The following is a 21014-nucleotide window of genomic DNA, read 5'->3' on the forward strand; positions in this document are numbered from 1 at the left end:
GCGGCGCCACGGCTGCGAGGCTGGACCTGACGCCTTTTGAGGAGAAGAGAGCCCCATGTTCCTGTCGGTCTTCGAGATGTTCAAGATCGGGATCGGCCCGTCCTCTTCGCATACCATCGGTCCGATGGTCGCGGCGGGCCGCTTCCTTGAGCATCTGCGCGGGCTGCCCTTCGCCGTCTCCGAGGTGCGGGTGACGCTGCATGGCTCGCTCGCCTTCACCGGCGTCGGCCATGCCACCGACCGCGCCGTGCTGCTGGGCCTGTCGGGGATCGAGGCCGAGAGCTACGATCCCGACCGCGCCGAGGCGGCGCTCGCGCGCCTGCGCGAGACGCGCCGGCTCGAGCCCGAGGGGCTGGCGCCGCTGCGCTTCGATCCCGAGGGGGACCTTGTCTTCGACTACGGGCCAGCGCTGCCGGGGCATGCCAACGGGTTGATCTTCCGCGGGCTCGATCGCGACGGCGACGTGATCACCGAAGTGACCTACTACTCCGTCGGCGGCGGTTTCGTCGTGACCGAGGAGGAGCTGGGGCAGGGCGATGCGACGGCCGGCGGCCCCGCCGTGCCCTATCCCTTCGCCAGCGCGGCGCAGATGCTGGAGATGGCCGAGGCGTCTGGTCTGAGCATCGCCGCGATGAAGCGCGAGAACGAGCTGCGCCTGCGCGGGCCTGCTGCGCTGGAGGAGGGCCTTGGTCGCATCTGGCAGGTCATGGGCGCCTGCATCGACCGCGGGCTTGCCAGCGAGGGCGAGCTTCCGGGCGGGCTGCGGGTGCGCCGCCGCGCCGCCGGGATCCGTCGCGCGCTGGAGGCAGAGCGCGGGCGCAACCTGATGGCGCCGCACCTCGTGACGGACTGGATCACCGCCTATGCCATGGCGGTGAACGAGGAGAACGCCGCCGGCGGTCAGGTCGTGACCGCGCCCACCAACGGCGCGGCTGGCGTTGTGCCCGCGGTGATCCGCTACTGGCTGGACCATGTGCCGGGCGCAAGCACCGCGCGCGTGCCGGAGTTCCTGCTGACGGCGGCGGCGGTGGGCGGGATCATCAAGCACAATGCCTCGATCTCGGGCGCGGAATGCGGCTGCCAGGCCGAGGTCGGCTCGGCCGCGGCGATGGCGGCGGCGGGCTTGGCCGCTGTGCTGGGCGGCGATGCGCGCCAGGTCGAGAACGCCGCCGAGATCGCGCTGGAGCATCACCTCGGGATGACCTGCGATCCGGTGAAGGGGCTCGTGCAGGTCCCCTGCATCGAGCGCAACGGCATGGGCGCGGTCAAGGCGGTGGCCGCCGCGAGCCTCGCGCTGCGCGGCGACGGGGCGCATCTGGTGCCGCTGGACGCGGCGATCGAGACGATGCGCCAGACCGGCCGCGACATGAGCGAGAAGTACAAGGAAACGGCGCTTGGCGGCCTCGCGGTGAACGTGCCGAACTGCTGAAGGGGGGAGCCGTCCTTCGGGGGCATCGAGCCCCCTCGGCCGGCCAGCCGCGCCTTTGCGCCGCGGCTGCGCCCGGGGCCGGGCCGGGGGATGAGGGGCTGCCGCGGGGTCGGCGCGGCCCGGTCAACCGGAGGGAGGGCCTTGCGCAGGGTAGCTGGCCTCAAGGCGCGGGCGGGCAGGCATGAGGTTCTAGCGGGGGGCGCCCCGTCGGAGATGGGCCCGGTGCCGTCCCCGATCTTGCCTCGCATTGCGCGTCCTCGCCACCTGCCTGCTCTGTCCGACAACGAGGCGGGTGCTGCCCGCTCGGCCGGGTGAACAGGGGGGCAGGGCGGAAAGCTCGCCCACACCTGCGCCTCGCCACCCGCGGCGTCGATCCGGGGCTTCGCCCGGCGTCTGCGTACCGAAGACCAGCCCGGCCTTAGCGGATGAAGGCGTCCCCGTAGCCGGCGGCGCGGGCGGCGGAAAGCGCGCGGTGCAGCGCCTCGGCCTGCGTGAATGGGCCGGCCAGCACGACGTCGTAGCGCGTCCCGAGCCGTCCCATGGTGACCGGCAGCCCCATGTCGCGCAGCCGGGCGGCGGCGTGGCTGGCATTGGCAGGCACGCCATAGGTGCCGATCTGCACGTAGCGCCCTGCCTGCTGCGGCTCCTGCGGCCTCGTCTCCGCGGCGGCGGCGCGGGCGGGGCCCTCGATGCCGCGCGCGGGGTTCACCCGCCCGTCGTCCCAGGCCGCGCGGTAGCCCCGCGGTGGCGCCTGCGGGGCTGGCCCGGCGGGCGAGGGGCCGCAATCGATGACCCGGCCGCTGCGGCTGCCGACATAGCCCGGCTGCGGCCCGTTGCGGCCGGTGCAGAAGGCCTCGAGCGTCAGGGCAGGCGCCGCCTCTGGGTTCTGGGACGCCTCGGGGCCACAGTCGATGACTTGGCCGCTGCGGCTGCCGACATAGCCCGGCTGCGGCCCGCTGCGACCGGTGCAGAAGGCCTCGCGGGTGAGGGGCGCGCGCGGGCCCGGCGCGGGGGCTGCGGCGCGGGGCTGCGGCGGCGGGCTGACCCGCGCGGTGCGCCCGGCCTCGGGGCTGGCGGTGCGCGGCGCCGCGGCGCGAGCGGGGGGCGGCGCCGCTGGCCCGGCCTCGGCCGTGACGCGGGGCTCGGGCGAAGGGTTGAGGGCCGGCGCGGGCGCGGCCTCCTGGACGGGGTCCGAGGGGCCTCCCTCTGCGGGATCAGCTGCGGCCGCCTGTCTGTCAGGGGGCGGGGCGCCCTGCGCGTCAGGCGCGGTCATGGGCTCCGCCGCCTCTACCGGCGCCTCGATCGGGGTGGGCTGGAAGCCACAGAGCGGGTCGCGATCGCGGCTCATGCGCGGGACCCAGTCGGTGGCGCCGTCGATCCCGGCGCGGACATAGGCGCAGCCGCGGCTGTCGATGAACTGCGTGCCGCTGTAGCTTTCGGGCGGTATTTCTGCCGGACCGGAGGCCTGTGCCCGGGCCACGGGTGCCGCGCCCAGGGACAGCAGGAGGCAGAGCGAAGCGCCGCTCAGGACGCGCCCGGCTGTCGGGGCGGAGGGGTCACGATGCAAGGGGATCCTCCCGATCTCGGTGCTGCGGCATCCGGCGGGCGCGGCGCCTGACCCCGCTGGAAGGGTCAGGATGCCGCGCCCGCCGGGGGCTGTAAAGCAAGCGATAGTTCTACTTTGTCCCGAACATCCTGTCGCCGGCATCGCCGAGGCCGGGCCGGATGTAGCCATGCTCGTCCAGCCGCTCGTCCAAGGCGGCGGTGACGATCGGCACGTCGGGATGGGCCTGCCGCATCCGCTCGACCCCCTCGGGCGCGGCGAGAAGGCACATGAAGCGCAGGTCGGTCGCGCCGGCATCTTTCAGGAGCTGCACCGCCGCGGCCGAGGAGTTGCCGGTGGCCAGCATTGGGTCGACGACGATGGTGGTGCGGCTCTCCAGCGCCTTGGGGACCTTGAAGTAGTATTGCACCGGCTGCAGCGTCTCGGGGTCGCGGTAGAGGCCGACGAAGCCGACGCGGGCGGCGGGGATCAGCTCGAGAATCCCGTCGAGAAGGCCGTTGCCGGCCCGCAGGATCGAGATCAGCGCCAGCTTCTTGCCCTCGATCACCGGGGCCTCCATCGGGTCGAGCGGCGTCTGGATCGAGAGGCTGCCCATCGGCAGGCTGCGCGTGACCTCGTAGGCCAGAAGATGGCTGATCTCGCGCAGGAGCTGGCGGAAACTGGCGGTCGATGTCTCCTGCTGGCGCATCAGCGTCAGCTTGTGCTGCACCAGGGGATGATCGACGATGGTGAGATGCGGATCGCTCATGCGGCCTCCGGTGGGAATGATGGACTGGCCCCTCGTGCCACGAAGCGGCGGGGCAAGGCCAGACGCAAGCGGGCCGGGCCGGGCGGGGCCCTCAGCGGGCGTTCATCCGCGCCAGCTCCTCGGGCGAGACCGCGACGAGGCCGAGCGCCCGCGCCGCCTCCAGCGACAAGAGCGCCGAATCGAGGCCGCGGAGGCGCTGGTAGCTGCGCACCGCCGCCAGCGTCGCCGGATCGAGCGCGCCGGTGACGGGCCCCGGATGATGCCCGCGGGTGACGAGCGCGCGCTGCAGCGCCTCCGTCAGGGCGGGGGTATAGGCCGGCGGGCAGAGCACCTCGAAGCGCACCGCCTGCCGCTCTCGCAGGATGCGTTGGCGCCTGTCGTTGCGCCAGACCGCCCGCCCGCCCGAGGCCCGCTCGGGCGCCTGCTGCGAGACCGTCTCGATCACCGCGGGCGTGGTGTCGCGCCCGAAGCAGCGCCCGCCCTCGCCAGCCTCGACCGCGGCCACCATGAAGGCGGGCAGGGTCGTGGCGGGGGGGCGCGCGCAGCCGCCGAGGGCCACGGCGAGCAGGAGCAGGAGGAGGGCGCGGCAGGCTGGCACGGGCGGGGCCTTGGCTGGGACGGGTGCGGGGGAGCCTAGGCCCTCGCGCGGTCTACATCCAGAGCGGGTTTATTTATCGCCCAGCGGTTGTTCTGGCGGCAGTGGCGGAGCCTCCGGCGGGGATATTTTGAAAGAGAAGAAAGAGGGGGGGCGTCGGGCCCCGGCGGCGCAGGTTGGGCCCGTTGCGGCCGGTGGTAGTGAGCGGTGGGGGGGCGGGCGGTCGGGCCCCGGTGCCTGGCGCGAGGATGCCAGCGGGCGCGCGGGGCATGACGGGCGGCTGCCGGTCCGCTACCGGGGCGCCGCGGCATCGAGAGGCAGGGCGGTGATGGACATGACGGTTCTGGCACGCGGGGAGCTGGCTCTGCGCATTGCGGAGGGCGCGACGATGAGGGGGAGTTTTGCGGCCAGAGATCGCACCGCTAGGTCGAAAAGTATTGCTTTCAGAGCGATCCGGTCCTCCTGGGAATCCTTGCCGGGGAGATGAGCGCCATTCGTCTGGCTGGGGCGAGATTATCGCCGGGCGCGGGAAGGGCGGGATCCCCCTCGTCGTGGCAGTGAGCCTCGAGACGGGCCTGCCGGCGGCTGTCCTGCGCAAGGAGGCCAAGACCTAGGGCACCTGTTGCGCCATCGAGGGGCAGGACGTCGCCGGCAATTTGGTCGTCTTCGCTTGGGACATTATCAGCAGAGGCGGCGAGGTGGCCTCCGCGCAGGGCAAGGCTCTGGCGGAAGGGGGCAGGTCTTGGCGGTGGTCTGCGCGATCTGGCGCGCGGAGGGCGCGGGGCGGATCGAAGGCGTGCCGTCGCTAGCCGCCCAGCCGCTCTTCACGCGGGCCGACCTGGCGCCGTGAGGCTTGATGAGGCGGGCCGGCGTCGATCTCTATCGGCGGGCCCGCCCCCCTCAGATCGGCAGGAACTCTGCCGGGTCCTGGCTGTCCATGCCGCGCCGCACCTCGAAGTGCAGCAGCGCGGGATCGCCGGGCGCGACCTTGCCGATGGTCTGGCCGCGGCTGACGCTGGCGCCGCGGGTCACCGTCAGATCGCCGACATGGGTGTAGACGGTCAGCAGATCGCCCTCGTGCCGGATCACGACGATCTGCACCCCGTCCGTATCGGTGGTGATCGCCGCCACGGTGCCGGCATCGGCAGCCTTGACCGCACTGCCGGCGGCGGCGCCGATGTCGATGCCGTCGTTCCGGCCGCGGCTGTACTCGCGGATGATGCTGCCCGAGGCGGGCATCGCCAGCGTGCTGGCGCGGGCCGGGGCGGTGCTTTCGCCGATGTCGGGGGCCGGAGTCGCGGGCGCGGGCTCCGCCGCGGGCGCGGCGGCCGGGGCCTCGTCCTCGGGAAGGGGGGCCGAGGCGCTGGGCGGCGTCGGCGTCGGGCTGCCCTCGCCCGGCTCGGTCACCGGCATCTCCTGCACGGGCTGCGGCGCGGGGGAGGCCGATTGCGGCAGAAGCAGGTACTGCCCCTCGCGGATCGCGAGATCGGGGCCGAGGCCGTTCCATTCGGCGATGGTGCGCACCGGCACGCCGTACTGGCGGGCGATCGCATAGACCGTCTCGCCGCGCTGCACCTGGTGGCGCAGCGGCTCCGGCCCCGGCGCGCTTGCGGCGCTGGAGGAGGCGCTGCTGGTGCTGCCGGGGGTGACCGGCGCGGGCGTGGGCGCGGGGGCCGGGGCGGCGGCCTGCGGCTGCACCGGCGTCGGCCCGGCGCGGTCGATCGCGGCGCTGGCGAGGCTGGTGACGTCGATCCGCGATCCGGCGGCCGAGGGCAGGGGCTGCGTCGGGGCGGCGGCCTGCGGCGCTGCGGGCTCCGTCACGCGGGTCGGCAGGGCGAGGATCTCGCCCTCGCGCAGCGGGCTGTCGGGCTCAATCCCGTTGTAGCGGGCGAGGCCGTCGGCATCGAGGCCGAGGCGCTGGGCCACGGCGCGGGCGGTATCGCCCTCGCGCGCCGCGACGACCTGGTAATTGGGGTAGGACATCACGCCGCGCGCATCCGGCTGCGGCCGGGAGGGCAGGTCCTGCACCGCGCCCGAGGTGTCGAAGCCGTTGCCGAGGCCGCGCATGTCGACGTCGATCGGCCGACTGCACCCCGCGACAAGCGCGAAGGCGGCGGCTGAAATCAGCAGGGAGCGGGCGGGATGCGGCATCGGCTCGTCCTTGGTGGTCATTCGGGTCCTCGTTTGGCCCGGCAGGGCGGCGCAGGCAAGCCCCCTGCCGCGGCCTCGGCGGCAATCATTCCTCGCCCATGCCTTCGACCAGCGGCACGAAGCGGACCTTGCGCAACTCGCTGTAGTCGAAGCCGTCTTCCGTGCGGGTCACGCGGATCAGGCTTTGCACCGTATCGGACTGGCCCACGGGCAGGACCATGACGCCGCCAACGCGCAGCTGCGCCAGCAGGGGCGAGGGCGGATCCTCGGCTGCGGCGGTCACGAGGATGCGGTCGAAGGGCGCCTGCTCGGGCAGGCCGTGGCTGCCGTCGCCGGTGACGGCGGTGATGTTGCCGATGCCGAGCGCCTCGAAGGTGGCGCGCGCCTCGATCACCAGCCGGCGGTAGCGGTCGACGGTATAGACCCGCCGCGCCAGCTGCGACAGGATCGCTGCCTGGTAGCCCGAGCCTGTCCCCACCTCGAGCACCTTGTCGCGCGGATTGACCTCGAGCGCCTGGGTCATCAGCCCCACGACCGAAGGCTGGCTGATGGTCTGGCCGCAGGCGATGGGCAGCGGCGTGTCCTGATAGGCGCGCTCGGCGAAGAGGCCGCGCAGGAAGCTGGCGCGATCCGTCCGCTCCATCGCCGAGAGGACGCGCCCATCCGTCACCCCGCGCGAGCGCAGCGCGAAGAGGAACTGCATCTTCTCCTCGGCGCCCCAGGTCATCGTCAGTCCGCGCGCCCGAGGCTGGCGGTCAGCCCGTCCAGAAGGTCGTGGGCGGTCAGGTCGGCGCGCATCGGCGTGATCGAGACGTAGCCGTCCATGTTGTCCTGCGCATCGGTGCCGGGCCCGGTGGGCAGATCCTGCCGCCCGCCCTTGATCCAGAAAAAGCGGCGCCCGCCGGGCGAGTTCATCGGCTCGATCCCGAAGCCGCGGCTGCGGCGGAAGCCCTGACGCCCGACGCGCATGCCCTGCACCTCGTCGGCGGGGCAGGCGGGGAAGTTCACGTTGTAGAAGGGGACGTAATCGCCGTCCCCGCCCCAGGTGCCGTGATCGAGAAGGCGCCGCACGACATCGGTGCCATGGGCGCGCGCGGCCTCGAAGGGGTCCTCCAACTCGCGGTTGCCGGGGCCGTAGTACTGCGACAGCGCGATCGCGGGCAGCCCGTGCAGAGCCGCCTCCATCGCGCCGCCGATGGTGCCCGAATAGACCGCGTTCTCGGCGGAGTTGTTGCCCCGGTTCACGCCCGAGAGGACGAGGTCGGGCGCCGTCTCCATCACCTCGTGGATCGCGGCGATCACGCAATCGGCGGGGGAGCCTTCGGCGGCGAAGCGGCGGGGGCCAAACTGCGAGATCATCGTCGGGCGGGTGTAGCTGATGCAATGGCCGACGCCGGACTGTTCGAAGGCCGGGGCGACGCACCAGACCTCGCCGCCGGGGCCCGCGATATCGGTCGCGATCGCCTCGAGCACCTCGAGGCCGGGCGCGTTGATGCCGTCGTCGTTCGTGATCAGTACCCGCACAAGGGCCTCCGCCTGTTTTGCCGTGCCGCCTGCTTATGCGAGGGGCGGCGGGGCAGCAAGGCGGGGGCTGTGGGCCGGACCCGCGCCCGCCCCGCCAGAACCACCTTGAGGTGTGGCGTGATTTCGCTAGGCTACCTCTGCGGCAGGGCGCGCCGGGGAGGGCGCGCGCCGCGAGGGAGGATGAATGACGATTCTGGCCAGCGCGCGGCATCCCCGCGCGGCGGGGGGCAGGGCGTGACGGGGCGGCTCGCGCTGAGCGGCGTGGACCGCAGCTTCGGCCCGGTCGAGGTGCTGCATGACGTCTCGCTCGTGCTTCAGGCGGGCGAGGTGCATGCGCTGATCGGCGAGAACGGCGCCGGCAAGTCCACGACGATGAAGATCCTCTCGGGCTACCTCCGCCCCTCGTCCGGGCGCGTGCTGCTGGAGGGGCAGGAGGCCCGCTTCGAGGGCAGCGATGCCGCCGAGGCGCAGGGCGTCGTGCTGATCCACCAGGAATTCAACCTCGCCGAGGATCTGACGGTCGAGGAGAACGTCTTTCTGGGGCGCGAGCTGCGGCGCGGGCCGCTGCTGGACAAGCGCGCCATGCGCACCCGCACCCGGGCGCTGCTGGAGCGGCTGGAGTGCCGGGTCGATCCCGGCGCGCGGGTGCGCGATCTGGCGGGGCCGGACAAGCAGATGGTCGAGATCGCCAAGGCGCTGGGCCGCGAGGCGCGGGTGCTGATCATGGACGAGCCGACGGCCGTGCTGACCGGGCGCGAGGCCGAGGTGCTGTTTGCGCAGGTGGATCGGCTGCGGGCCGAGGGGGTCGCGATCCTCTTCACCTCGCACAAGCTGGACGAGGTGAAGCGCATCAGCGACCGTGTGACCGTGATGCGCGACGGCCGCGTCGTCGCCAGCCGCCCGACGGAGGAGATGAGCGAGGATGCCATGGCCGAGGCCATGGTGGGCCGGGCGCTCTCCGACCTTTTCCCCGCCCGCAGCGCGCCGGTGGGCGAGGGCGTGGCCCTGCGCCTGCGCGACCTGACGGTGCCGGGCCATGCGCGGGGGCTGAGTTTCGATCTGCACGAGGGCGAGGTGCTGGGCCTTGCCGGGCTGATCGGATCGGGCCGGACCGAGGCGATGGAGGGGCTGGTGGGCCTGCGCCCCCACGAAGGCACGATCGAGATCGGCGGGCACGCGGTGCGCATCGCCTCGCCGCGCGCGGCGCAGGCCCATGGCCTTGTCTACCTGACGGAGGACCGCAAGGGCCGCGGCCTCGTCCTGAACATGGGCCTGCGCGAGAACCTGACGCTGCAGGCGCTCGAGGATTTCGCGCATCCCTTCCTCGACCGCCGGGCCGAGGCAGAGGCGCTGACCCGCGCGATCCGCGACTTCGACATCCGCGCGCCCTCTCGCGACGCGAAGGCCGGCACGCTTTCGGGCGGCAACCAGCAGAAGCTGCTGCTGGCCAAGGTGCTGCTGGCCAAGCCCCGCATCGTCATCATCGACGAGCCGACGCGCGGCATCGACATCGGCACCAAGCAGCAGATCTACCGGCTGATCCACGACCTCGCGGCCGAAGGCGTGGCGGTCATCGTCATCTCCTCCGAGCTGCCCGAGGTGATCGGCCTCGCCGACCGGGTGCTGGTGATGCGGCAGGGCCGCATCGCCGGAGAGGTCGCGGGCGAGGCCAAGACAGAAGACACGATCGTCCGCCTCGCCATGGGGCTGGACGGCAAGGAGACCGCAGCATGAGCAGCGTCAGCGATACCGCCCCGAAACCGCAGCGCCGGCTGCCCGACCTGCACGTGCTGGGGCCGATCCTGGCGCTGGTGGCGCTGATCGTGATCGGGGCTGCGATGAATTCCAACTTCCTCAGCTATGCCAATATCACCAATGTCCTCGCCCGCTCGGCCTTCATCGGGATCATCGCGGTCGGCATGACCTTCGTGATCACTGCAGGCGAGCTGGACCTTTCGGTCGGGTCGATGGCGGCCTTCATCGCGGGGCTGATGATCCTCGTGATGAACGGCGCGCTGGCGGGGATGGGCGCGGGGCTGGGGGTGATCGTCCTCGGCATCGGCGCGGCCCTCGTCGCGGGGCTGGCGGCGGGCTGGATCAACGGGGTCCTGATCACCACCATGCGGATCGAGGCCTTCATCGTCACGCTGGGCACCATGGGCATCTACCGCAGCCTCGTCACATGGCTGGCCGATGGCGGCACGCTCAGCCTCGATTTCGGGCTGCGCACGGCGATGCAGCCGCTTTATTATGGTGGGATCCTCGGGATCTCCTGGCCGATCATCGTCTTTGCCGTCGTGGCGCTGCTGGGCGAGGGGGCGATGCGGATGACCCGTTTCGGCCGCTACTGCGCCGCCATCGGCTCGAACGACCAAGTGGCGCGCTACTCCTCGGTCGACGTGAACCGGGTGCGGCTGCTGACCTACGTGCTGCTGGGGCTGCTCGTGGGGGTGGCGACGGTGATGTACGTGCCCCGCCTCGGCAGCGCCTCTTCCGCCACCGGCGTCTTGTGGGAGCTTGAGGCCATCGCCGCCGTCATCATCGGGGGCACCACGCTCAAGGGCGGCTTCGGACGGGTCTGGGGCAGCGTGGTCGGCGTGCTGATCCTCGGGCTGATCGGCAATATCCTGAACCTGACGGACTGGGTCAGCCCCTACCTCAACGGGGCGATCCAGGGCGTCATCATCGTTCTCGCTGTGATCCTGCAGCGCGAAGGCAAGGCCGGCGCCTGACCGCCGGCTGCATGAGGGAGGAGACCTCGATGACAAAACTGATGAGTACCGCCGCCGCGCTGGCGCTGCTGGCCAGCCCCGCGCTGGCGCAGGAGGATGAGACGCAGGTGATCGGCGTGTCGATCCCGGCGGCGACGCATGGCTGGGCCGGCGGCATGAACTTTCACGCACAGGAAACCATCGACCGGCTGGAAGAGACCTACCCGCAGCTCGACTTCGTGCTCGCCACCGCCTCGGACCCGGCCAAGCAGGTCTCGGACATCGAGGACATGGTGGCCGCGCGCGGCATCGACGCGCTGGTGGTGCTGCCCTTCGAGAGCGAGCCCTTGACCGGCCCCGTCGCCTCCATCGCCGAGCAGGGGATCTGGATCACCGTGGTGGACCGCGGCCTCTCGGAAGAGGGGATCGAGGATCTTTATGTCGCGGGCGACAACCCCGGCTTCGGCCGCGTCTCGGGCGAGTTCGTGGCCGAGCAGCTGCCCGAGGGCGGCGATATCGTCGTGCTGCGCGGCATCCCGACCGCCATCGACAACGAGCGGGTCGAGGGCTTCGAGACCGCGATCGAGGGCAAGGGCATCAACGTCATTGGGATGGAGCACGGCAACTGGAACCGTGACGACAGCTTCACCGTGATGCAGGACTTCCTGTCGCGCCATCCGCAGATCGACGCGGTCTGGGCCTCGGACGACGACATGGCGGTGGGCGTTCTGGCCGCCATCGAGGCGGCGGGGCGCGATGACGTGCAGTTCGTTCTCGGCGGCGCCGGCATGAAGGAGATGATCGACCTCGTCCGGCAGGGCGACGAGATGATCCCGGCCGACGTGACCTATCCGCCGGCGATGATCTCGACCGCGATCGAGCTGACGGCCGTGGGCCTCGTCTCCGGCGCGCCGGTCTCGGGGGAGTTCACCATCGGCTCGGTGCTGGTCACGCAGGAGAACGCGGACCAGTACTACTACCCCGACAGCCCGTTCTAGGGCCCCTGCGGCCCGGCGCCCTGTCGGGGGCCGGGCCGCGAGCGTCAGTCGCGCTTGCCGAAGAGCGCCTGCTGCTGCTCTTTGGTATGCGGCTGGGTGGAGCGCTTGTCCTCGGCCACGGCGCGGCCCTTCTGCACGGCGGGCCGCTCTCCGACCGCCTTCAGCCAGCGCGCGAGGTTCGGCTTGTCGTCCAGCGTCTGCCGCTGGCCTTCCCAGCCCTGCGCCCAGGGCCAGATCGCCATGTCGGCGATGGAGTAGAAGTCGCCCGCGACGAATTCGCCCTTCGCCAGCTGCCGGTCGAGAACGCCGTAAAGCCGCGCGACCTCGTTGCGATAGCGGTCCTGCGCATAGGGCAGATCCTGCCCCATCTGCGGCGCGTATTTCAGGAAGTGATGCGCCTGCCCGGCCATGGGGCCGAGGCCGCCCATCTGCCACATCAGCCATTGGTCCACCGCGATCCGGTCCGCCTGTGTCGGGCCGCAGAACTGCCCGGTCTTGCGCGCGAGGTACTGCAGGATCGCGCCGCTCTCGAAGATGCTGACGGGCTGGCCGTCGGGCCCCTCGGGATCGGTGATCGCGGGCATCCGGTTGTTCGGCGCGATCTTCAGGAACTCCGGCTCGAACTGCTGGCCGGCGCCGATGTCGACGAGGTGGACCTCGTAGGGCAGGCCCATCTCCTCGAGCGCGATGGTGATCTTCCAGCCGTTCGGCGTGGGCCAGTAGTGCAGGGCGATGGGGGCGGGCATGGGGTTCTCCTGTTGCGGCGCTTGGCCCCCAGAATGAGGCTCGCGCAGCCGTGGGCAAGGGGAAGGGCGCCTTGACCGGGCGCCCCGCTGCCTCTAAGCGGGCGGATGTGGTGCTTTGTAGCCGGATTGCGGGCCACGTTAAACAAACCGCTAAAGAGGTGCCCGACGCAGTTCCCGCGCCCCGCACCCTTAAAAGGTCCGGGGCTTTTTCATTGGCCGCGAGGGGCCGGGAGGCGAGAATGACCAAGGATACAGCCGGGCGCGGCCGCCGCACCCAAGCGGTTCATGCCGGCACGCGGCGCAGTCAGTGGGGCGAAGTCAGCGAGGCGATGTTCCTCACCCAGGGCTTCGTCTACGACAGCGCCGAAGCCGCAGAGGCGCGCTTCACCTCGCTCGGCGAGGACGAGTTCATCTACGCCCGCTACGGCAACCCGACCGTGCGCATGTTCGAGGACCGCCTCGCCGCGCTGGAAGGGGCGGAGGCGGGCTTTGCCACCGCCTCCGGCATGGCGGCTGTCTCGGGCGCGCTGACGGCGATGCTGAAGGCCGGCGATCACGTCGTCTCGGCCCGCGCGCTCTTCGGGTCGTGCCTCTATGTCCTCGAGGAGGTGCTGGGCCGCTTCGGCGTCGAGGTGACCTTCGTTGACGGCACCGACCTTGCGCAATGGGAGGAGGCGATCCGCCCCGACACCCGCGCGGTCTTCTTCGAAAGCGTCTCGAACCCCGGGCTCGAGGTGGTGGACATCGAGGCCGTCTCGGCCTTGGCCCATGCGGCGGGCGCCATGGTCATCGTCGACAACGTCTTCGCCACGCCGGTCTTCTCGCGCGCCATCGAGCAGGGCGCCGATCTGGTGGTCTATTCCGCGACGAAGCATATCGACGGGCAGGGCCGCGGCCTGGGCGGCGCGATCCTCGGGCGCGAGGAGGTGATCCGCGGGCCGGTCGAGACCTACATGAAGCACACGGGCGGCTCGCTCTCGCCCTTCAACGCCTGGATGATGCTCAAGGGGCTTGAGACGCTGGACCTGCGGGTGCGCGCGCAGACCGCGACGGCGCAGCACCTGGCCGAGGCGCTGCAGGGCGGCGGGCTGGAGCGGGTGATCTACCCCGGCCTCGAGAATCACCCGCAGCACGCGCTGGCGATGCGGCAGATGGGCTGCGGCAGCACCGTTCTGGCGCTCGACACGGGCAGCCGCGAGGCGGCCTTCCGGTTCCTGAACGCGCTGGAGATCGTCGTGATCTCCAACAACCTCGGCGATGCGAAGTCGATCGCCACGCATCCCGCCTCGACCACCCATAGCCGCCTTCCCGACGCGCAGAAGGCGACGCTGGGGATCACGCCGGGGCTGATCCGGCTGTCGGTCGGCCTGGAGGATCCCGAGGATCTGCTCGGCGACCTGCAGCGCGGCCTCGCGGCGATCTGAGGCGCTGGCGGACAGGCCGGGGGGCTTTGCGCCCCCCGGACCCCCCGCAGAGTATTTTCGGAAACATGAAGGGGCGCGGCCCGCGGCGTTCACATTTGCCGCGGGAGGCGCCATACCGGGCGGCGCAAGCCGAGGGGAGACCGGGCGATGACCGATCACGCAACCGCCCTGCCTGAGCGGGCCGAGGCCGAGGCCGCGCTGGCCACGCTGCGGCACTGGGCCGCGGGGGCGAGCCCCGAGGAGGTCGCCGCGCTCGATCCGCGCATCGCGCGGCTGCTGCCGGGCGCGCCGCTGGCGAACTACCCGGCGCTGGCGCGGGCCTACCCCGAGGATTTCACCGCCGACGAGGCCTATCGCGCGGCCCTGCCGGACCTGCAGAACGGCCCGGCCAGCCTGATCCGGGGCGCGCCGCGGCCGATCCAGCATGTCGGCATCTCGAACTTCCGCCTGCCGATCCGCTTCGAGACCAAGGGCGGATCGGATCTGACGCTCGAGACCTCGGTCACCGGGACGGTCAGCCTCGATGCCGGGCGCAAGGGCATCAACATGTCGCGGATCATGCGCAGCTTCTACCGCCACGCGGAGGAGAGCTTCAGTTTCGAGGTGATCGAGCGGGCGCTGGCCGCCTATCAAAGCGATCTCGACAGCTTCGACGCGCGCATCCAGATGCGGTTTTCTTTCCCGCTGCGGATGGCCTCGCTGCGCTCCGGCCTCGCGGGGTTCCAGTACTACGATCTCGCGCTGGAGCTGGTGGAGCAGGGCGGCGCGGCCAAGCGGATCATCCATCTCGACTACGTCTATTCCTCGACCTGCCCCTGCTCGCTGGAGCTGTCGGAACACGCGCGCCAGAGCCGCGGCCAGCTGGCAACGCCGCATTCGCAGCGCTCTGTCGCGCGGCTCTCCGTGGTCTGCGCGCCGGGGCCCCGGCTATGGTTCGAGGATCTGATCGATCTCGCGCGCGGTGCCGTGCCCACCGAGACTCAGGTCATGGTCAAGCGCGAGGATGAACAGGCCTTCGCCGAGCTGAACGCCGCCAACCCGGTCTTCGTAGAGGATGCCGTGCGCCTGTTTTCCGAGCGGCTGCTGGCGGACCCGCGGATCGGCGATTTCCGTGTCCTCGCGAGCCACCAGGAAAGCCTGCACAGCCATGATGCCGTCAGCCTGCTGACCGAGGGGCCGACGTTTCATGCCGAAAGCCTCGATCCGCGGCTCTTCGCGGGTCTGCGGCATCCGGGCTAGGCGCGCCCCCTTCTTCTCTTTGAAAATATCCCCGCCGGAGGCCCCGGCCAGGAGCGGGCGCGGCGGCTAGCCCTTGCGCCCGTGCCAGCCGGGCCGCATCGGCCCGCTGACATGGCTGGTATCGGGCAGGGTGATCTTCGCGACCTGCTCGGCGATCGGATCGACGCAGAGCGGATGGGTCTCGGTGGTATGGCTCTGGGGATCGCCGATCGGCTGCCATTCGCCGCGCAGGTAGATCTCCAGGCCCGAGAACTTGGACTTGTAGTCCATCTTCGGGCTGCCGGGCACCCAGTAGCCGAGGTAGACGTAAGGCAGTCCCTGCTCCTGCGCGAGGCGGATGTGATCGAGGATGATGTAGGTGCCGAGCGAATCGCCCTGCAACGCAGGGTCGAAGAAGGAGTAGACCATCGACAGCCCGTCATCGAGGATATCGGTCAGGCAGACCGCCTTCAGCCCGCCATCGGCCGCGGCTGGATCGCTGTATTCCACCAGCCGCGAGCGGACCGGCGTCTCCTCGACCATGGCGGCGAATTCGAACATGTCCATGTCGGCCATGCCGCCGGTGGCGTGCCGGCTGTCGAGGTAGCGGCGGAAGAGGGCGTATTGCGCCTCCGTCGCCCAGGCCGAGGTCGGGCGCCGCGCGAGGTAGGCGCTACGGCGGAGGGCCCGGCGCTGCGACTTTGACGCGGTGAAGGCCTCGACGTCGATCCGCGCCGAGAGGCAGGCCGAACATTCGGCGCAGGAGGGCCGGTAGAGCACGTTCTGCGACCGGCGGAATCCCTGTTTCGACAGCGAATCGTTCAGGCGTTCGGCCTGCTCCCCCTGGAGCGCGGTGAACAGCTTTCTCTCCATCCGCCCCTCGAGGTAGGGGCAGGGCTGCGGGGCCGTCACGTAGAACTGCGGCGCGAGGGGGAGGCTGTGACGCATGCGTATCCGGGAAGATGTGTCGCAAGAGAGCCTAGCAACCCCGCCGGCCTCCGCCAAGCCCCTCTTGACGCAAGGTCCGGCAGGCCGTCTCAGGCAGAGAGCGTGCCGGGCAGCGGCCGGTTGATCGCCGCCGTCCCGAGCAGCGCATCGCTCAGCCCCTGGCCGCGCGGGCCAAGCAGCATCATCGCGGCGGAGGCGAGCTGCAGCGGAAAGATCGCGACGCTGACCTCGTAGCCCAGCGTATGGGCCATGGCCGTGCCGCTGCGCAGCGGCGCGCCATCGCCCTCGCGCAGCTCGATCCCGGCCAGCCACATGCCCGGCGTTGCGGACCACCAGGAGAGGGTCGCCCAGCGGTAGAAAAACCCGACGCACATCATCAGCAGCGGAAAGAACAGCAGCGCGATAAACAGCGTGAAGGGCAGCAGGAGGGCCGAGAGGATCGCCACCAGCGTGACGTCGACCAGCCAGGCCAGCCCGCGCTTGACCGGCACGCCGGCGTAGAACTCGGGCCGGGCCTCCGGGTCGGGCAGGCCCGAGAGAAGAGGGGCGGCGGTCTGGTCGGTCATCGTCGAATACCTGTTGTGGCCTGAAAGGTTGGGGGACGGGCGGCCTCGGGGAAGGGGCCGCCCGCCTTGGGATCAGTCGCGGCGCGCCAGCGCGCCAGCCTCATCCTCGGCGCCCTGCGTCTCGGCCTCGCGGGCCCGGCGCTCGCGCTCGTCCATGAACTGGTCGAACTCGGCCTTGTCCTTGGCTTCGCGCAGCCGCTCGAGGAAGGCCTCGAAGTCGCGCTGTTCCTGTTCCAGCCGCTTGAGCATGTCGGCCTTGTAGCTGTCGAAGGCGCCGTTGCCCGAGGGGCGCATGGCGTCGCGGAAGCTGCGGGCCTGCTCCCAGCTGGCGCTGCGGCGGCCCCCGCCGCAGAAGCGGCCGCGGGGGCCGGAGGAGGATGTGAACATGCGTTTGCTCCAGATCATGTAGGCGAGAAGGGCGAGGCCGATGGGCCAGAAGGCCACGAAGCCGACCACCATGGCGGCGATCCAGGCGCCCTTGCCGCGGGCATCGAGCCAGGCCTCGGCGCGGCCGAGCCAGCTCGGGCCGCCGGAGGGGCGGTCGAACCCTTCGGCGATATGGCGCACGCGCTCCTGCGCCTGCGTCCAGGTGCCGCGCCGGCCGTCGGCGGCGGAGAAATCGGTGTCGGAAGACGTCATCGTCTGGATCCTTTCCCTGTTGGACCGCCGGGTCCACCGGGCGGGGCTGATGTGAATACCTTTCACATGACAGCATATTGGCGGTTCCCGATCACCCTTCAAGGGTGAAGTTAATCTTTTTTACATCGGCCCCCGATCCGGGTCGGCAGCGGCCGTGCCCGCGCGGCCTTGACCCCGCAGGCGCCGCGCCGCAGCTTGCCGCGCATGTCCACGCTCGCCTCCCGCCTGACCCGATGCCCGCGCCCCTTCGCCCCAGAACGCGGCGCCGAGGCCGCCGATGCCTTGCCCGCTGCGCCGCCCGAGCTGCGCGCCCTGCTGGAGGGGGCGGCGGGTTGCAGCCCCTACCTTGCTGGTCTGATCGCCCGCGAGAGGGCGTGGCTGGCCGCCGCGGTCGACGATCCGGAGGGCGCCCTCGCGCAGGAGCTGTCCGGCCTTGCCGCGCCGTCTCTGGCAGAGCTGCCGGGCGCCCTGCGGCAGGCCAAGCGGCGCGTCGCGCTGATCGCCGCGCTGGCCGATCTCGGCGGCGCCTGGAGCCTTGAGCAGGTGACCGGCGCGCTGTCGGATCTCGCCGATGCGGCGCTGCAGGCCGGGGTCGCGGCGCTGGTGGGGGCCGAGATCGCGCGTGGCAAGCTGCCGGGTATGGACCCCGAGGATGCCGCGACCGGCGCCGGCCTCGTCGTCATGGCCATGGGCAAGCATGGCGCGCGCGAGCTGAACTATTCCTCCGACATCGACCTGATCTGCCTCTTCGACGAGACGCGCTACGACCCGCGCGAGGCGCAGGAGGCGCGCAGCGTGCTGGTGCGCGTGACCCGGCGGCTCTGCGGGCTGATGTCCGACATGACCGCCGAGGGCTATGTCTTCCGCACCGACCTGCGGCTGCGGCCCGATGCCTCTGTCACGCCTGTGTGCCTCTCGATGGCGGCGGCGGAGCAGTATTACGAAAGCGTCGGCCGCAGCTGGGAACGCGCGGCCTGGATCAAGGCGCGCCCCGTGGCGGGCGATCTGGCGGCTGGGGCGCGCTTCGTCGAGGCGCTGCGGCCCTTCGTCTGGCGCCGCCACCTCGACTTCGCGGCGATCCGCGAGACGCATGACATGCGGCTGAAGATCCGCGATCACAAGGGCTTCGGCGGGCCGCTGACGCTCGAGGGGCACAACGTCAAGCTGGGGCGCGGCGGCATCCGCGAGATCGAGTTCTACGCCCAGACACGGCAGCTGATCTCGGGCGGGCGCGATGCCTCGCTGCGGGTGCGCGCCACGGTCCCGGCGCTCGACCGGCTGGCTCATGCCGGCTGGGCCCCGCCCGAGACGGCGCAGGCGCTGGGCGGGCATTACCGCGCCCTGCGCGAGATCGAGCACCGGCTGCAGATGGCCGCCGATGCGCAGACCCACGACCTGCCCGCCACCCCCGAGGGGTGGGAGCGGCTGGCCGCGATGGTGGACCAGCCCCTGCCGGCTCTGCGCGAGGCTCTGACCGCGCGGCTCGAGGCGGTGCACGGGCTGACGGAATCCTTCTTCGCGCCCGATCGCGCCGCGCCCGCGGAAGCGCCCGATCCGGCGGGCGATTTCGGCCGCGAGATCACGGCCCGCTGGCCGTCCTACCCGGCGCTGCGCTCGGCCCGCGCGACCGAGATCTTCCACCGCCTGCGCCCCGAGATCCTCTCGCGCCTCGGCTCTGCCGCCCGCCCGGAAGAGGCGCTGGCGCAGTTCGACGCCTTCCTCTCGGGGCTGCCCGCCGGGGTGCAGCTGTTCTCGCTGTTCGAGGCGAACCCGCAGCTGACCCGGCTGCTCGTGGATATCTGCGCCTCGGCCCCGGCGCTGGCGGTCTACCTGTCGCAGAACCCGCGGGTTCTGGACGCGGTGATCGGCGGCAGTTTCTTCGCGCCCTGGCCCGAGGCCGGGGCCCTGAAGGCCGATCTGAAGGACCGTCTGGACCGCGCGGGCGATCACGAGGCCCGGCTGGACGTTGCCCGCATCTGGATGAAGGAGCTGCACTTCCGCGTCGGGGTGCACCTGCTGCAGGGGCTGATCGACGACGATGCCGCCGGGCGGCAGTATGCCGATATCGCCGAGACGGTCGTCGCCGCGCTGCTGCCCGCCGTGGCGCAGGACGTCGCCCGCCGCCATGGCCCGGCGCCGGGGCGCGGGGCCATGGTGCTGGCCATGGGCTCTCTCGGGGCGGGGCGGCTGACCCCGACCTCGGACCTCGACCTGATCGTGATCTACGACGCCGCCGGGGTCGAAACCTCGGACGGGCCGCGCCCGCTGCCGGCGGCGCGCTGGTACGCGCGGCTGACGCAGGGCCTGATCACCGCGCTGACGGCACTGACCGCCGAGGGGCGGCTTTACGAGGTCGACATGCGGCTGCGCCCCTCGGGCAAGCAGGGGCCGGTCGCGACCTCCCTCGGCGCCTTCCGCGCCTACCAGCAGCAGGAGGCCTGGGTCTGGGAGCATCTGGCCCTGACCCGCGCTCGCCCCGTCGCCGGCCCGCGCGCCCTGCGCGCCGCGGTGGAGCATGTGCGGCGCGAGGTGCTGGCCAATGGCGCCGCGCGCGAGGTGCTGGCAGAGCTGTCCTCGATGCGCCGGCGCCTGTCGGAGGCACGTCCCACGCAGGGGCCATGGGACCTGCGCGCAGGACCGGGCCGCCTTCAGGACATCGAGCTGTTTGGCCAGAGCCTCGCGCTGCGGGCCGGCGACCCCTCCCGCGGGACCCGCGCGCAGATCGCCGCAGGGGCGGCGGCGGGCCTCTTGGAGCCTGCGCAGGCCGAGGCGCTGGACCGCGCCGTGCGGCTGATGCGCCCGGCGCAGATGGCGCTGCGGCTGACCGGCGGGCCCGAGGCCGCCCCCGAGGATCTGGGCGAGGGCGCGCGCTGCGTCCTTCTGCAGCAGGCCGGCATGGCGGATCTCGCCGCGCTCGAGGCAGCGATCGCCGAGGCCGCGGCAGCGGCCGGCGCCGCGATCGAGGCGGCGCTGGAGGAGGAGGGCGCCGGGGCCTAGCGGGGCAGGGCCGCCGCCTCGGCGGCGAGGGCGGCGATGCCGTCCCAGTCGCCCGCCGCGACCAGGTCTTTCGGCGCGACCCAGCTGCCGCCGACGCAAAGCGTGTTCGGCAGTGACAGGTAGTCGCGCGCATTGCCCAGCCCGATGCCGCCCGTGGGGCAGAACCGCATCTGCGGCAGCGGCGCGGCCAGCGCCTTGAGCGCGGGGGCGCCGCCATTGGCCTCGGCCGGGAAGAACTTCGCCGTGGTATAGCCCCGCTCCAGCAGGCGCATCACGTCCGAGGCGGTCGCGGTGCCGGCGAGCAGCGGCAGGTCATTCGCCTCGGCGGCGTCGAGCAGGCGGTCCGTCGCGCCGGGCGAGACGCCGAAGCTGGCGCCGGCCTCCTTCGCGGCCTCGACGTCGCGCTCTGTCAGCAGGGTCCCGGCGCCGACGACGCCGCCCTCGACGCCTGCCATCTCGCGGATCGCCTCCAGCGCGGCGGGGGTGCGCAGCGTCACCTCCAGCGCGGGCAGACCGCCGCGGACCAGAGCCCGCGCGAGGTCGGCGGCGCTTGCCGCATCCTCGATCACCAGCACGGGGACGACGGGGGCCAGCGCGCAGACCCGCGCGGTCAGCTCGGAGGCGTGTTCGGGGGTCATGGCGGGTCCTTTCGCTATCCTGTGCCGCAGGGGTAGCGCCCCGGCGCGGCCCTGTCCATCGCAGCGCGATTCCGCAGCGCGATTCGCCTTTGACGTGTGTGGCCGGGCGGTGCAGGAT

General features: G+C 71.8%; 18 protein-coding genes and 1 riboswitch. Of the genes, 7 read left to right on the forward strand and 11 right to left on the reverse strand.

Features of this window, described 5'->3' with window-relative positions:
• Positions 1-55 precede the first annotated feature (55 nt).
• On the forward strand, positions 56-1429 hold the full coding sequence (locus DFP88_RS01455) for an L-serine ammonia-lyase (protein ID WP_110812665.1): 1374 nt from the start codon (positions 56-58) through the stop codon (positions 1427-1429).
• Positions 1430-1847: 418 nt separating this feature from the next.
• Here DFP88_RS01455 and DFP88_RS01460 read toward each other — a convergent pair whose 3' ends face one another.
• The 6 genes from DFP88_RS01460 to surE form a co-directional block, all read right to left on the reverse strand.
• Positions 1848-2996 (reverse strand): SPOR domain-containing protein, encoded by a 1149-nt coding sequence (locus DFP88_RS01460; RefSeq protein WP_181418534.1) that lies wholly within the window; start codon positions 2994-2996, stop codon positions 1848-1850.
• Between the two features lie 109 nt (positions 2997-3105).
• Complete coding sequence (gene upp, locus DFP88_RS01465; RefSeq protein ID WP_110812667.1) at positions 3106-3741, reverse strand: uracil phosphoribosyltransferase; 636 nt, start codon at positions 3739-3741, stop codon at positions 3106-3108.
• Between the two features lie 91 nt (positions 3742-3832).
• Positions 3833-4339, reverse strand: a complete 507-nt coding sequence (locus DFP88_RS01470) for a peptidoglycan-binding domain-containing protein (RefSeq protein WP_245904628.1) — start codon at positions 4337-4339, stop codon at positions 3833-3835.
• An 897-nt stretch (positions 4340-5236) separates the two neighbouring features.
• Entirely contained in the window at positions 5237-6508 is a 1272-nt protein-coding gene (locus DFP88_RS01475) for a M23 family metallopeptidase (protein WP_245904630.1), read from the reverse strand.
• A 64-nt stretch (positions 6509-6572) separates the two neighbouring features.
• The gene (locus DFP88_RS01480) at positions 6573-7214 is read right to left on the reverse strand and encodes a protein-L-isoaspartate(D-aspartate) O-methyltransferase (protein WP_110812668.1); all 642 of its coding nucleotides are present in this window, start codon (positions 7212-7214) and stop codon (positions 6573-6575) included.
• Between the two features lie 2 nt (positions 7215-7216).
• Entirely contained in the window at positions 7217-8011 is a 795-nt protein-coding gene (gene surE / locus DFP88_RS01485; protein WP_110812669.1) for a 5'/3'-nucleotidase SurE, read from the reverse strand.
• A gap of 180 nt (positions 8012-8191) precedes the next feature.
• Between surE and DFP88_RS01490 the strand changes: the two genes are divergently transcribed.
• From DFP88_RS01490 to DFP88_RS01500, 3 genes are read left to right on the forward strand one after another with little or no spacing between them, the layout of a single operon-like run.
• Positions 8192-9745, forward strand: a complete 1554-nt coding sequence (locus DFP88_RS01490; RefSeq protein ID WP_110812670.1) for a sugar ABC transporter ATP-binding protein — start codon at positions 8192-8194, stop codon at positions 9743-9745.
• Entirely contained in the window at positions 9742-10743 is a 1002-nt protein-coding gene (locus DFP88_RS01495) for an ABC transporter permease (RefSeq protein ID WP_110812671.1), read from the forward strand. The genes DFP88_RS01490 and DFP88_RS01495 overlap by 4 nt, the downstream gene beginning before the upstream one ends.
• 29 nt (positions 10744-10772) lie before the next feature.
• Positions 10773-11720: an ABC transporter substrate-binding protein gene (locus DFP88_RS01500; protein ID WP_110812672.1), complete on the forward strand. Its 948-nt coding sequence runs from the start codon at positions 10773-10775 to the stop codon at positions 11718-11720.
• A gap of 44 nt (positions 11721-11764) precedes the next feature.
• On the opposite strand, the gene DFP88_RS01505 is transcribed toward DFP88_RS01500, so the two are convergent.
• The gene (locus DFP88_RS01505; protein WP_110812673.1) at positions 11765-12466 is read right to left on the reverse strand and encodes a glutathione S-transferase N-terminal domain-containing protein; all 702 of its coding nucleotides are present in this window, start codon (positions 12464-12466) and stop codon (positions 11765-11767) included.
• A gap of 97 nt (positions 12467-12563) precedes the next feature.
• Positions 12564-12641, forward strand: a riboswitch (SAM riboswitch).
• Positions 12642-12705: 64 nt separating this feature from the next.
• Here DFP88_RS01505 and metZ point away from each other — a divergent pair.
• A complete protein-coding gene (metZ, locus tag DFP88_RS01510; protein ID WP_110812674.1) occupies positions 12706-13890 on the forward strand; it encodes an O-succinylhomoserine sulfhydrylase in 1185 nt (394 codons plus the stop codon).
• Positions 13891-14037: 147 nt separating this feature from the next.
• The gene (gene folE2 / locus DFP88_RS01515; RefSeq protein ID WP_110812675.1) at positions 14038-15129 is read left to right on the forward strand and encodes a GTP cyclohydrolase FolE2; all 1092 of its coding nucleotides are present in this window, start codon (positions 14038-14040) and stop codon (positions 15127-15129) included.
• 66 nt (positions 15130-15195) lie between these two features.
• Here folE2 and DFP88_RS01520 read toward each other — a convergent pair whose 3' ends face one another.
• The 3 genes from DFP88_RS01520 to DFP88_RS01530 form a co-directional block, all read right to left on the reverse strand.
• Positions 15196-16056, reverse strand: a complete 861-nt coding sequence (locus DFP88_RS01520; RefSeq protein WP_110812676.1) for an arginyltransferase — start codon at positions 16054-16056, stop codon at positions 15196-15198.
• Between the two features lie 89 nt (positions 16057-16145).
• The gene (locus DFP88_RS01525) at positions 16146-16622 is read right to left on the reverse strand and encodes an RDD family protein (protein ID WP_110812677.1); all 477 of its coding nucleotides are present in this window, start codon (positions 16620-16622) and stop codon (positions 16146-16148) included.
• 72 nt (positions 16623-16694) lie between these two features.
• The gene (locus tag DFP88_RS01530) at positions 16695-17261 is read right to left on the reverse strand and encodes a DUF2852 domain-containing protein (RefSeq protein WP_110812678.1); all 567 of its coding nucleotides are present in this window, start codon (positions 17259-17261) and stop codon (positions 16695-16697) included.
• Positions 17262-17465: 204 nt separating this feature from the next.
• Between DFP88_RS01530 and DFP88_RS01535 the strand changes: the two genes are divergently transcribed.
• A complete protein-coding gene (locus tag DFP88_RS01535) occupies positions 17466-20258 on the forward strand; it encodes a bifunctional [glutamate--ammonia ligase]-adenylyl-L-tyrosine phosphorylase/[glutamate--ammonia-ligase] adenylyltransferase (protein WP_110812679.1) in 2793 nt (930 codons plus the stop codon).
• Here the strand turns inward: DFP88_RS01535 and eda are convergent.
• Entirely contained in the window at positions 20255-20896 is a 642-nt protein-coding gene (gene eda, locus DFP88_RS01540) for a bifunctional 4-hydroxy-2-oxoglutarate aldolase/2-dehydro-3-deoxy-phosphogluconate aldolase (RefSeq protein ID WP_110812680.1), read from the reverse strand. The genes DFP88_RS01535 and eda overlap by 4 nt on opposite strands.
• Between the last annotated feature and the right edge of the window lie 118 nt (positions 20897-21014).

It is taken from the genome of Pseudoroseicyclus aestuarii, assembly GCF_003217255.1.
GTDB lineage: Bacteria > Pseudomonadota > Alphaproteobacteria > Rhodobacterales > Rhodobacteraceae > Pseudoroseicyclus > Pseudoroseicyclus aestuarii.

Bases quoted from the DNA above. Each gene is read 5' to 3' on its own strand.
- DFP88_RS01495 (WP_110812671.1), top strand. From the start codon at position 9,742: ATGAGCAGCGTCAGCGATACCGCCCCGAAACCGCAGCGCCGGCTGCCC.
- DFP88_RS01455 (WP_110812665.1), top strand. From the start codon at position 56: ATGTTCCTGTCGGTCTTCGAGATGTTCAAGATCGGGATCGGCCCGTCC.
- folE2 (WP_110812675.1), top strand. From the start codon at position 14,038: ATGACCGATCACGCAACCGCCCTGCCTGAGCGGGCCGAGGCCGAGGCC.
- DFP88_RS01535 (WP_110812679.1), top strand. From the start codon at position 17,466: ATGTCCACGCTCGCCTCCCGCCTGACCCGATGCCCGCGCCCCTTCGCC.
- eda (WP_110812680.1), bottom strand. From the start codon at position 20,896: ATGACCCCCGAACACGCCTCCGAGCTGACCGCGCGGGTCTGCGCGCTG.
- DFP88_RS01500 (WP_110812672.1), top strand. From the start codon at position 10,773: ATGACAAAACTGATGAGTACCGCCGCCGCGCTGGCGCTGCTGGCCAGC.
- metZ (WP_110812674.1), top strand. From the start codon at position 12,706: ATGACCAAGGATACAGCCGGGCGCGGCCGCCGCACCCAAGCGGTTCAT.
- DFP88_RS01475 (WP_245904630.1), bottom strand. From the start codon at position 6,508: ATGACCACCAAGGACGAGCCGATGCCGCATCCCGCCCGCTCCCTGCTG.
- DFP88_RS01525 (WP_110812677.1), bottom strand. From the start codon at position 16,622: ATGACCGACCAGACCGCCGCCCCTCTTCTCTCGGGCCTGCCCGACCCG.
- DFP88_RS01490 (WP_110812670.1), top strand. From the start codon at position 8,192: ATGAATGACGATTCTGGCCAGCGCGCGGCATCCCCGCGCGGCGGGGGG.
- DFP88_RS01480 (WP_110812668.1), bottom strand. From the start codon at position 7,214: ATGACCTGGGGCGCCGAGGAGAAGATGCAGTTCCTCTTCGCGCTGCGC.
- DFP88_RS01505 (WP_110812673.1), bottom strand. From the start codon at position 12,466: ATGCCCGCCCCCATCGCCCTGCACTACTGGCCCACGCCGAACGGCTGG.
- DFP88_RS01530 (WP_110812678.1), bottom strand. From the start codon at position 17,261: ATGACGTCTTCCGACACCGATTTCTCCGCCGCCGACGGCCGGCGCGGC.
- DFP88_RS01520 (WP_110812676.1), bottom strand. From the start codon at position 16,056: ATGCGTCACAGCCTCCCCCTCGCGCCGCAGTTCTACGTGACGGCCCCG.
- upp (WP_110812667.1), bottom strand. From the start codon at position 3,741: ATGAGCGATCCGCATCTCACCATCGTCGATCATCCCCTGGTGCAGCAC.